9 protein-coding genes are annotated in these 11,281 nt (G+C 63.1%); 5 read left to right on the top strand and 4 right to left on the bottom strand.

Annotated elements, in window-relative coordinates; genetic code table 11:
* Nucleotides 1–40: 40 nt before the first annotated feature.
* From glgB to glgX, 5 genes are read left to right on the top strand one after another with little or no spacing between them, the layout of a single operon-like run.
* Complete coding sequence (glgB, locus tag BGO80_RS03755; RefSeq protein WP_286719193.1) at nt 41–2,230, top strand: 1,4-alpha-glucan branching protein GlgB; 2,190 nt, start codon at nt 41–43, stop codon at nt 2,228–2,230.
* Between the two features lie 55 nt (nt 2,231–2,285).
* Nucleotides 2,286–3,557: a glucose-1-phosphate adenylyltransferase gene (gene glgC / locus BGO80_RS03750; protein ID WP_126151389.1), complete on the top strand. Its 1,272-nt coding sequence runs from the start codon at nt 2,286–2,288 to the stop codon at nt 3,555–3,557.
* The gene (gene glgA, locus BGO80_RS03745) at nt 3,557–5,017 is read left to right on the top strand and encodes a glycogen synthase GlgA (protein ID WP_286719613.1); all 1,461 of its coding nucleotides are present in this window, start codon (nt 3,557–3,559) and stop codon (nt 5,015–5,017) included. The genes glgC and glgA overlap by 1 nt, the downstream gene beginning before the upstream one ends.
* Nucleotides 4,998–6,629, top strand: a complete 1,632-nt coding sequence (locus BGO80_RS03740; RefSeq protein ID WP_286719191.1) for an alpha-D-glucose phosphate-specific phosphoglucomutase — start codon at nt 4,998–5,000, stop codon at nt 6,627–6,629. The genes glgA and BGO80_RS03740 overlap by 20 nt, the downstream gene beginning before the upstream one ends.
* Before the next feature lie 13 nt (nt 6,630–6,642).
* A complete protein-coding gene (gene glgX, locus BGO80_RS03735) occupies nt 6,643–8,646 on the top strand; it encodes a glycogen debranching protein GlgX (RefSeq protein ID WP_286719189.1) in 2,004 nt (667 codons plus the stop codon).
* 429 nt (nt 8,647–9,075) lie between these two features.
* Here the strand turns inward: glgX and ureG are convergent, their stop codons facing one another.
* The 4 genes from ureG to BGO80_RS03715 are packed head-to-tail and all read right to left on the bottom strand — an operon-like array spanning nt 9,076 to nt 11,277.
* Nucleotides 9,076–9,708, bottom strand: coding sequence for an urease accessory protein UreG (gene ureG / locus BGO80_RS03730; RefSeq protein WP_286719187.1), 633 nt, complete (start codon nt 9,706–9,708; stop codon nt 9,076–9,078).
* A 14-nt stretch (nt 9,709–9,722) separates the two neighbouring features.
* Nucleotides 9,723–10,154, bottom strand: a complete 432-nt coding sequence (locus BGO80_RS03725; protein WP_126151385.1) for a DUF3995 domain-containing protein — start codon at nt 10,152–10,154, stop codon at nt 9,723–9,725.
* On the bottom strand, nt 10,151–10,807 hold the full coding sequence (locus BGO80_RS03720) for an urease accessory protein UreF (protein WP_286719185.1): 657 nt from the start codon (nt 10,805–10,807) through the stop codon (nt 10,151–10,153). The genes BGO80_RS03725 and BGO80_RS03720 overlap by 4 nt, the downstream gene beginning before the upstream one ends.
* The gene (locus BGO80_RS03715) at nt 10,804–11,277 is read right to left on the bottom strand and encodes an urease accessory protein UreE (protein ID WP_126151383.1); all 474 of its coding nucleotides are present in this window, start codon (nt 11,275–11,277) and stop codon (nt 10,804–10,806) included. The genes BGO80_RS03720 and BGO80_RS03715 overlap by 4 nt, the downstream gene beginning before the upstream one ends.
* Between the last annotated feature and the right edge of the window lie 4 nt (nt 11,278–11,281).

Below are 11,281 nucleotides of genomic sequence, written 5' to 3'. Positions count from 1 at the left end.
TGAGGCGTTACGCCTGACAGGCCACAGGGGGAGTATAGGCGTGAGCAAGGAAAACTGGCAGGCCGAGGGCTGGGAAGTCGAGGCAGTGGTGGCGGGTCGTCACCCCAATGCCTTCGCCTTTCTCGGGCTGCATCAAGTCGATGGCGTCTGGGTGCTGCGGGCTTTCGTGCCGCATGCCGAAACGCTGACGGCCTTTACGCTCGACGGCAAGGAACTGGGCCATCTCTATCCGCGCCATGCCGCCGGCTTCTTCGAAGGCAAGGTGGCGGTCGACCAGCCCCAGCCCATTCGCTATCGCGCCGGCAATGCCGGTGGTGACTGGGATGTCTTCGACCCCTATTCCTTCGGGCCGGTGCTCGGGCCGATGGACGATTACTATATCGGTGAAGGCAGCCATCTGCGCTTGTTCGATAAGCTGGGCGCCCACGAGATGGAATTCGAGGGCATCCACGGCACCCATTTCGCCGTCTGGGCCCCCAATGCCCAGCGCGTCTCGGTTGTCGGCCCCTGGAACAATTGGGATGGTCGCCGCCATCCGATGCGCAACCGCCAGGGCATCTGGGAAGTGTTCATTCCGGTTCTGGGCACCGGCACCATCTACAAATACGAAATCGTCGGGCCCGATGGCCAGGTCCTGCCGCTCAAGGCCGACCCCTTTGCCCGCCAGGCGGAACTGCGGCCGCGAACGGCCTCTATCGTGCCTGATCCGACGCCCTTCACCTGGACCGACCAGAAATATATGGAAGAGCGCGCCACCCATGATTGGCGGCGCACCCCGATGTCCATCTACGAGGTGCATCTGGGCTCCTGGCGCCGCCGGCCCGATGGCTCGTTCCTGAGCTATGACCAGCTGGCCGAGCAGCTGGTGCCCTATGTCGCCGATATGGGCTATACCCATCTCGAATTCCTGCCCATTTCCGAGCATCCTTTCGATCCGAGCTGGGGCTATCAGCCCACCGGTCTGTTTGCGCCAACCGCGCGCTTCGGCGATCCGGCCGGCTTTGCGCGGCTGGTCAATGCCGCGCACGAGGCGGGTCTTGGTGTCATCCTCGACTGGGTACCGGCGCACTTCCCAACCGACGCGCATGGCCTCAGCAATTTCGATGGCACCGCGCTCTACGAGCATGCCGATCCGCGCCAGGGGTTCCACCCCGACTGGAATACCGCGATCTACAATTTCGGGCGCAAGGAAGTTTCGTCCTTCCTCACCAATAATGCGCTGTTCTGGTTCGAGAAATTCCATATCGACGGGCTGCGCGTCGATGCGGTGGCCTCGATGCTCTATCTCGACTATTCCCGCCAGCCGGGGGAATGGGTGCCCAACAAGCATGGCGGCAACCAGAACCTGGAAGCGGTGGCGTTCCTGCAGCGTGTCAATGCCGAGGTCTATGCCCAGTTTCCCGGCGCCTTCATGATCGCCGAGGAATCCACCTCCTGGCCCGGCGTCAGCGCCCCCACCTTTGCAGGCGGGCTGGGCTTCGGGTTCAAGTGGAACATGGGCTTCATGAACGACACGCTGCGTTACATGAGCCGTAATCCGATCCATCGCCGCTTCCACCACAACGACCTGACCTTCGGCATGGTCTATGCCTATAGCGAAAACTTCGTCCTGCCGCTCAGCCATGACGAGGTGGTGCACGGCAAGGGTTCGCTGCTCAACAAGATGCCGGGCGACGACTGGCAGCAATTCGCCAATCTGCGCGCTTATCTCGCCTTTATGTGGGGTTATCCGGGCAAGAAGCTCTTGTTCATGGGCCAGGAATTCGCCCAGCGCGAGGAATGGGCCGAGGGCAAGGCGCTCGACTGGTGGCTGCTGGATTCGTCGCCCCATGAAGGCATGAGGCGGCTGGTCTCGGACCTCAACGCCGCCTATCGCAGCCTGCCGGCGCTGCATGAACGCGATTGCGAGCCGGATGGGTTCGAATGGGTCAATGCCAATGACCACGCCAATTCGGTGCTGGCCTGGCTGCGCAAGGCGCCGGGTGCCGATCCGGTGCTCGTCATCACCAATCTCACCCCTGTGCCGCGCAGTGGCTACAAGGTGCCCATGCCATTGGCCGGGCGCTGGGTGGAACGCATCAATACCGATGCCGGCTGGTATGCCGGCGGGAACACCGGGAACCAGGGTGCCGTTGTGGCCAAGGCCGTTGAGGGGCGGCATTGGCCGGCGGAGGCAGAGATCTACCTGCCGCCGCTGGCAACACTGTTTCTCAAATTTGAGCCGGAATGACCGGTTCGGGCGCATACGTTCCGGTTCAATCCGGACAGTAGTGGAGGGAACTTAAATGGCAGATTATCGTGTACCATCGCCGCTGGCGCGTGAGGCAATGGCCTATGTGCTGGCCGGTGGCCGCGGCACGCGGCTGATGGAACTGACCGACCGGCGCGCCAAGCCGGCCGTCTATTTCGGCGGCAAGTCGCGCATCATCGACTTTGCTTTGTCCAATGCCATCAATTCGGGCATTCGCCGTATTTCGGTGGCGACGCAATATCAGGCGCACAGCCTTATCCGTCACCTGTCGCGCGGCTGGAACTTCCTGCGCCAGGAACGTAACGAGAGCTTTGACGTGCTGCCTGCCTCCCAGCGCGTGGCCGAGGACATGTGGTATGCCGGCACGGCCGATGCCGTGTACCAGAACATGGACATTATCGAGGATTACGGCGCCCGCTATATCGTCATCCTGGCGGGCGACCATATCTACAAGATGGACTACGAAATCATGCTCCGCCAGCATGTGGACACCGGCGCCGACGTGACCATCGGGTGTCTGGAAGTGCCCCGCATGGAAGCCACCGGCTTTGGCGTCATGCATGTGGATGGCCGCGACCGGGTGATCGATTTCGTCGAGAAGCCCAAGGACCCGCCGGGTATCCCCGACAAGCCGGAAATGGCGCTGGCCTCGATGGGCATCTATGTGTTCGAAACCCGCTTCCTCATGGAACAGCTGCGCCGCGACGCCGCCACCGAGGGGTCCAGCCGCGATTTCGGCAAGGACATCATTCCCTATATCGTCAAGAACGGCACCGCCTGGGCGCATCGGTTCACCCGCTCGTGCGTCCGCTCCAGCAATGAAACCGTCGCCTATTGGCGCGACGTGGGCACGGTCGATGCCTATTGGAAGGCCAATATCGACCTGACCGACATCAATCCGCAGCTCGATCTCTACGATCGCGACTGGCCGATCTGGACCTATGCCGAGATCACCCCGCCGGCCAAGTTCGTGCACGATTTCGACGGCCGCCGCGGCTCTGCCGTGAACTCGCTGGTCTCGGGCGATTGCATCATCTCGGGCGGCCATCTGCAGCGCACATTGCTCTCCACCGGCAGCCGGGTTCACTCCTATTCGGTGCTCGAAGAGGCGGTGGTGCTGCCCTATTGCGATATCGGGCGCAATGCGCGGCTCAAGAAGGTGGTGATCGATCGCGGCGTTTCCATCCCCGAGGGTTTGGTCGTCGGCGAGGATCCTGAATTCGACGCCAAGTGGTTCCGTCGCACCGAAGAGGGCGTGACGCTCATCACCCAGGCCATGGTCAATCGCTACCTGGCCGACCGATGATCGAAGTCCTTTCCGTAACCTCGGAAGTCTATCCACTGATCAAGACCGGGGGCCTGGCCGATGTGGCCGGGGCCCTGCCGGGCGCGCTAAGCGGCTCCGGGGTGACCATGCGCACCCTGGTTCCCGGTTATCCCGCGGTCATGGCCAGGCTCAGCGGCGGCCGCGAGGTTGCCAGCTTTGCCGATCTCTTTGGCGTTCGCGGCCGGCTGGTCGCCGGCCGGGTGGATGGGCTCGATCTCATCGTGCTCGATGCCCCAGCGCTTTATGACCGGCCCGGCAATCCCTATGTGGGGCCGGAAGGCTGGGACTGGCCGGACAATTGGAAGCGGTTTGCGGCCCTGTCCTGGGTAGCGTCCGAACTAGGGCTGGGCCTCGTCGAAGGCTATCGCCCGCAGGTCATCCACGCCCATGACTGGCAGGCGGGCCTGGTGCCGGCCTATGTCAAATACGGCCCTTCACCGACGCTGAAGACGGTGATGACCGTCCACAATATGGCGTTCCAGGGCACGTTCGGGGCCGAGATCTTCGGCCAGCTGCGCTTGCCCGAGCACGCCTTTTCGGTGGAGGGCGTCGAATATTACGGTGGCGTCGGCTATCTCAAGGCCGGCGTCGAATGCGCGGATGTGGTGACCACCGTATCGCCCAGCTATGCCGGCGAAATCCGCACCCCCGCCTTCGGCATGGGGCTCGAGGGCCTGCTCAACAACCGCTCGGCGACGGTCTTCGGCGTGCTCAACGGCATCGACATGGATGCCTGGAACCCTGCGACTGACCCGGCACTGGCCCAGACCTATACCGCCAGCACCATGCAGAACCGGCTCGCCAACAAGCGCGCCGTGCAGGAGGCCTTCGGCCTCGACCAGGCCGATGGTCCGCTCTTTGCGGTCGTCAGTCGCCTCACCTGGCAGAAGGGCATCGACCTTCTTGCCGCCAATATCGACCTCATGGTCGCCGAAGGCGCGCAGCTGGCGGTGCTGGGATCGGGCGATGCCGAGCTCGAAAACGCTGTCCGCAGCGCCACCATGCGCCATCCCGGCAGGGTGGGGCTCGTGACGGGCTATAATGAAAAGCTCAGCCATCTCGTCCAGGGCGGCGCCGATGTGATGATGGTGCCCTCGCGCTTCGAACCCTGCGGTCTCACACAGCTCTACGCCCTGCGCTATGGCTGCGTGCCGCTGGTCAGTCGCGTCGGCGGGCTCAACGACACCGTGATCGACGCCAATGTGGCAGCGCTGCAGGCCGAGGTTGCAACAGGCGTGCAATTCGCTCCGCCGAGCGAAACCGCCTTGGCCGACGCCATCAGGCGCACGCTGGCGCTCTATGCGGACGAGAAATCCTGGAAAAAAATGCAGAGGCGCGGGATGAAGTCGGATGTCAGCTGGGCGACCAGCGCAGCCCGCTATGCCCAGCTCTATGCCTCATTGATCGGACTTTCGACAGATGACAGTGCAGACGATTAAGACCACCCCCTTTTCTGACCAGAAGCCCGGCACGTCGGGCCTGCGCAAGCGCGTGACGGTCTGGCAGCAGCCCAATTATGTCGAGAACTACATCCAGGCGATCTTCGATAGCCTCGAAGGCTTTGCCGGGCAGACGCTGGTGATCGGCGGCGATGGACGCTTCTACAACGATGTCGCCATCCAGAAGGCCATCCGCATTGCCGCTGCCAATGGCTTCGGCAAGGTGCTGGTGGGGCAGGGCGGCCTGCTCTCGACGCCAGCGGCCAGCAATATCATTCGCCACTACAAGGCCTTTGGCGGCCTGGTGTTGTCTGCCAGCCACAATCCCGGCGGCCCCGACGGCGATTTCGGCATCAAGTACAATATCGGCAATGGCGGCCCGGCGCCGGAGAAGATCACGGACGCGGTCTTTTCCCGCTCCAAGGTGATCGACAGCTATAAGAGCGAGGACACGCCCGATATCGATCTGGGCACCATCGGCACCCAGAAAGTCGGCGACATGACCGTCGAGGTGATCGACCCGGTCACCGATTATGCGGCGCTGATGCAGACGCTGTTCGATTTCGACGCCATTCGCGCGCTGTTCGCCGGCGGGTTCCGCATGACCTTCGACGCTATGCACGCCGTGACCGGCCCCTATGCCCATGCCATTCTCGAAGGCATCTTGGGCGCGCCCAAGGGCACGGTGATCAATGGCGTGCCTTCGCCCAGCTTCAATGACGGCCACCCCGATCCGAACCTGGTCTATTGCAAGGACATGTTCGACCTGCTGATGACCGAGGCCGGCCCCGATTTTGGCGCCGCGTCGGATGGCGATGGCGATCGCAACCTGATTATCGGCAAGAACCGGTTCGTCACGCCCTCGGACTCGCTGGCGCTGCTTGCGGCCAATGCGCATCTGGCGCCTGGCTACAATGGTGGCATTGCCGGTATCGCCCGCTCCATGCCCACCAGCGCTGCCGCCGATCGCGTGGCCGAAAAACTCGGCATCGAGATGCACGAGACGCCGACCGGCTGGAAGTTCTTCGGCAATCTGCTCGATGCCGGCCGGGTCACCATTTGTGGCGAGGAAAGCGCCGGCACCGGTTCCGACCATGTGCGCGAAAAGGACGGACTTTGGGCCGTGCTGCTCTGGCTCAATATCCTCGCCGTGCGCAAGCAGGGCGTCGATCAGATCGTGCGCGAACATTGGGCGACCTATGGGCGAAATTACTATACGCGCCACGACTATGAGGAAGTAGACACGGCCATTGCCAATGCCCTGGTCGATGATCTGCGCGGGCGCCTGGCGAGCCTGCCCGGTCAGGTGTTCGACGGACTCGAAGTCGCCTATGCCGACGACTTCACCTATCACGACCCGGTGGACGGCTCGACCAGCGCCAAACAGGGGATTCGCATCGGCTTTACCGATGGCTCGCGAATAGTCCTGCGCCTGTCTGGAACCGGCACTGTGGGCGCCACGTTGCGGCTCTACCTCGAACGATATGAGCCCGCCGATGGAAACCACGATCTCGACACCCAGTCAGCCCTCCAACCTCTCATCGAGCTTTGCGAGCGGCTTGCCGGGGTCCAGGCACGAACCCAACGCACCGAGCCCAGCGTCATTACCTAGATCGGCCCTGTCTATGAAACCTGAACTGGTCCCGCATGCCGGACGCACCGACACTCTCGGTGCGACGGTCACGCCTGAGGGCATCAATTTTGCCGTCTACTCGGAAAGCGCGACTGCGCTCTGGGTGTGCATCTTCGACGATCTGGACCAGGAAATCGGTCGGTTCGAGCTCGACGTGCACGAGGACCATATCCATGCCGGGCTGGTGGCCAATGTCGGCCCCGGCACGCGCTACGGCCTGCGCGCCGATGGCCCCTATGATCCGGACCAGGGCTTTTTCTTCGATCCGAACAAGCTTCTGGTCGATCCCTATGCCCGCCATCTCGACCGCGTCTTCGTGCGCTCGCCGCGCCTGCGGCTGGGCCGCGAAGAGGCCGTCGATACAGCGCCGCTGGTGCCCAAGGCCATCGTTCCCGGCGCGGCCAATGAGCCCATCCTGCCCCGCAAGAAGGCCCCGGGCCTGTTCTACGAGGTCAATGTCCGCGGCTTCACCATGCGCCACCCTTCGGTGCAGGGCCCGCTGCGCGGCACCATTGCCGGCATGACCACCAAATGGGTGGTCGACCATTTCAAGCATCTGGGCGTCGACACCGTCCAATTGATGCCCACGGCTGCCTGGATCGACGAAGGCCATCTGCCGGCGCTCGGGCTGACCAATGCCTGGGGCTATAATCCGGTCGCCTATTTCGCCGTCGATCCCCGCCTGGCGCCGCGCGGCCCACAAGAATTGCGGGTGATGACCGATACCTACCGCAAGGCGGGCATCTCGGTGATCCTCGACGTGGTCTATAACCACACCGGCGAGGGCGATGCGCAGGGTCCCATCCTCTCGCTGATGGGGCTCGATCCGCAGACCTATTATCGCTTCGTCGAGGTCGACGGGAAGAAGTTCCTGGTCAACGATACCGGCACCGGCAACACGCTACGCGGCGACCACCCGGCGGTGCAGCGCCTGGTCATCGACAGCCTGCGCTATTATGTCGAAGAGCTTGGCGTGTCCGGCTTCCGCTTCGATCTCGCCACCGTGCTTGGCCGCGATCCCGGTTTCAATCCGGAAGCCGAGATGCTGAAAAAGATCAAGGCCGATCCGGTGCTGAGCAAGGCGATCCTCGTCGCCGAACCGTGGGATCCGGGTCCGGGCGGCTATGCCCTGGGCAAGTTTGGCCAGGAGTTCCAGGAGCACAACGACACCTATCGCGACGAGATCCGCGCCTTCTGGAAGGGCGAGCCGGCCAAGATCGGGGCGCTGGCGGGCAAGGTTGCCGGCTCAGCCGAGATTTTCGACGTGGCTGGCCGCAAGCCCAGCCATGGCGTCAACATGCTGGCCGTGCATGACGGGTTCACCCTGCGCGATCTCGTCAGCTACAACGACAAGCACAATGATGCCAATGGCGAGAACAATCGCGATGGCCACAACCACAATTCCTCCTGGAATTGCGGCGTCGAAGGCGAGACCGACGACGAGGGCATCAACGCCGCCCGCAAGCGCGATGTCCGCGCCATGCTGGCCACCCTGTTCCTGTCGCGCGGCACGCCGCTGATTCAGCAGGGCGACGAGCTCTACCGGACCCAGCAGGGCAATAACAATGCCTATGCTCAGGACAATGAGATCACCTGGGTGGACTGGGACAATGCCGATGGCGATCTGGTCAATTTCGTCGCCGCCCTCAATGTGTTCCGCCACGAGCATACGGCGCTGATCCACGATCACTTCCTGAGCGGGCAGGATCGCAACGGCGTGCGCGATGTGGTGTGGCTGCATCCGGATGGTCGCGAGATGAACGAGGGCGATTGGAACGATGCCAGTGCCTCGGTGCTCGGCATGCTCCTGCACCACAAGGACGATGAAGTGCTCGTCTGGTTCAACCGCCGTATCGAACCGGTGGTGGCGCGCCTCCCCGAAGGCGACTGGGCCGTTGGAATCCAGTCCGACCCAAACGCCGAAATCGCCTTCACCGAAGGCACGGCGACGCTGTCATCGCGGTCGGTGGTCGCCCTGGTGCGGCCGCAGCCATGATCGTCAGGCCGGGGCGGGGTGACATCGGTTTGGGGCCAGTTCAGTTCAACGCTGAAACGCTCCATGCCGTTTGAAACTGAGGTGGACTCTGGACGCTTTGCCTCCCTCTGCCTCAAGAGGGAGAGAGATCAGGAGTCGAAGCATAGAGCGTTTTATGTTCTGGTTGTCGCGGCTCCATCGCCCCCTCCCTCTTGAGGGGAGGGCCGGGGTGGGGGTCGTTTAGTAATCCACTGATGGACCCCCTCCCTCAATCCCTCCCCTCAAGTGGGAGGGAGGCGAAAGCGCTGAGAGTAAATATTGCCCCCTTAAGGAGAGGGCCGGGGTGCGCGGCGAGAGCCCAATAACGAATTACCGGATTTCAAACTTGTTTTGACACAACCGAAAAGCCCTACTGCCGAAGCAGCGGGGCTTTCGTCATTGAAGCCACCTCTACTCCGCCGCCTGCGCTGCGAACCCGCCGTGCTTTTCGATGAAGCCGATGATCTCATCGAGGCTTTCGCGGCGCAGCAGGTCAGTGAACACATAGGGCCGCCCGTCGCGCACCTTCTGGGTGTCGCTTTCCATGACCTCAAGGCTCGCGCCGACATAGGGCGCGAGGTCGGTATGGGTGATCACCAGCAGGTCGGAGCGGGAAATGGCCGGTCCGCCCTTGCGGGGGATTTTTTCGCCCTGGGCCACCGAGATCACATAGATGGTGATATCGGCCAGATCCGGCGAAAAAGTCGCCGCCAGATTGTCGCCGCCGCTCTCGATCAGGATGATATCGAGATCGGGGAATTTGCGGTTGAGCTCGTCGATGGCAGCGAGGTTGAGCGAGGCATCCTCGCGAATGGCGGTGTGTGGGCAGCCCCCGGTTTCCACCCCGACAATGCGGTCTTCCGAGATCGCCTGCACCCGCGAGAGGATCAGCGCGTCCTCGCGGGTATAGATGTCATTGGTGACCACGGCCATGGAATAGCGGTCGCGCATGGTCTTGAGCAGCATTTCGCATAAGGTCGTCTTGCCCGACCCGACGGGGCCGCCAATGCCGATGCGCAGGGGACCGTTGAGGCTTTTGGGCATGATCACTTCCTGTCCTAGATGAGACGCATGATGGAAAGGGCGGCAAAGCCCAGGCCGATGGCGATGCAGAGCGGGGAATAGACCCGCCGGTCGTTGAGGCGGAAATTGGGTTCCGGCGTCTGCGCCGCCCACCAGGCAGTATAGCCGACGATGCCGCGCGCCAGGAACAATAGCGCGAAGCCGAAGCCGCCCACGGTCATCAGTTCGGCGCCGCTGTCATGGTCGGCCAGCGCCAGCGCATAGATGCCGGTGCCCAGTGTGAACAGCGAAACGCCGAACGAGGCCCAGCGCGGCGGCATGCGTTCGATCCCGGCGGTGCCCACCACGGTCTGGGCCAGCAGCTTTTCGCCGCGGATCGGCCAGGTGCGGCCCAGCGACCAGATGAAATGGGCAAAGGACACCGCGAACAGGGCAATGAAGAGCATGGACGAGATGAACATGTTCATGAGCGGAATATCCTTGTGGGCAGCGTTTCGTGCTGCATTTGTGCGATATCGGCGCCATAGGCTACGCTGCCGATATCGTCCAGTGTGGCATGCTGGCACAGATCGGCGAGCGCAGCCACCTGCGGCTCCAGCGCTGCCATGATGGCGAGGCCATCGGTCTGCCCGATGGGCACCAGCCGCACCGCCACCGAGACCTGGCTATGCACGGTGGCCGTGAGGAAGGCGATCAGCGTGTCGCGCGTGTCGATATGATGGGCACCGGCCAACGCCCCCACCGCCACTGAGTATGGGCAGGGTTTTGGCAGCGTCAGCGGCCTGTCGGTCGGCCAGGCGGCGCTGGCCAGCACGAAAGCATTGCCGGTCGCAATCGTCTCGGCATGGCGTTCGCGCGCCGGGGCAAGCGCGAGGCAGAGATCGGCCAGGTCAGTCAGCCGCGCCTGATCGTTATGGCCGGCATGGGCGTGGGCCAGAAGGATGGCATCGGTCTTGAGCCCGCCATGCAGCAGCGTGCCCGCAATCCAGTCCTGGGCGCTGGCGCGGTCGTGCACGCGTCCATCGACAATGGCGGTTTCGAGGCCCGCGGACCAGGCGAATGCGCCCACTGGGAAGGCGGGTGACAACCAGGTCAGCAGTTTTTGCAGCGCGGCGCTCAACGGCGATTCAGCAAAGCGTGGCTGGTGTCGCCATGGGCATGGGCATAGGCGCCATGCTCGGCGAAGAATGGCTCGGTGACAGTCTCGACCGTCGCGCCCAGCCCTTCGAGCATGGTCTTGAGCACATGGTCGCGCTTGATGAGAATGCGGTTGGGATCGAGCTGCGCCGGGGTGTGGCGATTGCCGATATGCCAGGCCAGCCGCAGCAGATGCCCAGCATCATTGGCGCGGACAGCATAGAGCAGTTCTTCGGCGGCGATCACCTGCACCAGCCTTCCATCTTCCAGCCTGAGCAGGCTCTCATGCTCGAGGCTTACGGTTTGCGGCAAATCCAGTAGAATCTCGCTACCACCGGAGAGGCGCAGCACCTTGCGGCGCAGGCGGCGTTGGTCGTGGTCGAGGCGGATGGTGTCAAAGGCATCTTTGGCCTCGTTGCCAGGCGGCAAAATTTCACTGACCCGTGGCGGCATGGCG

Origin of the sequence: Devosia sp. 63-57, assembly GCF_001899045.1 — a bacterium.
Taxonomy (GTDB): domain Bacteria; phylum Pseudomonadota; class Alphaproteobacteria; order Rhizobiales; family Devosiaceae; genus Devosia; species Devosia equisanguinis.
Note: the sequence above shows the minus strand (reverse complement) of the source record. Positions and strands in the feature narration are given on the sequence as shown.

Bases quoted from the DNA above. Each gene is read 5' to 3' on its own strand.
- glgC (WP_126151389.1), top strand. From the start codon at position 2,286: ATGGCAGATTATCGTGTACCATCGCCGCTGGCGCGTGAGGCAATGGCC.
- BGO80_RS03740 (WP_286719191.1), top strand. From the start codon at position 4,998: ATGACAGTGCAGACGATTAAGACCACCCCCTTTTCTGACCAGAAGCCC.
- glgX (WP_286719189.1), top strand. From the start codon at position 6,643: ATGAAACCTGAACTGGTCCCGCATGCCGGACGCACCGACACTCTCGGT.
- ureG (WP_286719187.1), bottom strand. From the start codon at position 9,708: ATGCCCAAAAGCCTCAACGGTCCCCTGCGCATCGGCATTGGCGGCCCC.
- BGO80_RS03725 (WP_126151385.1), bottom strand. From the start codon at position 10,154: ATGAACATGTTCATCTCGTCCATGCTCTTCATTGCCCTGTTCGCGGTG.
- BGO80_RS03715 (WP_126151383.1), bottom strand. From the start codon at position 11,277: ATGCCGCCACGGGTCAGTGAAATTTTGCCGCCTGGCAACGAGGCCAAA.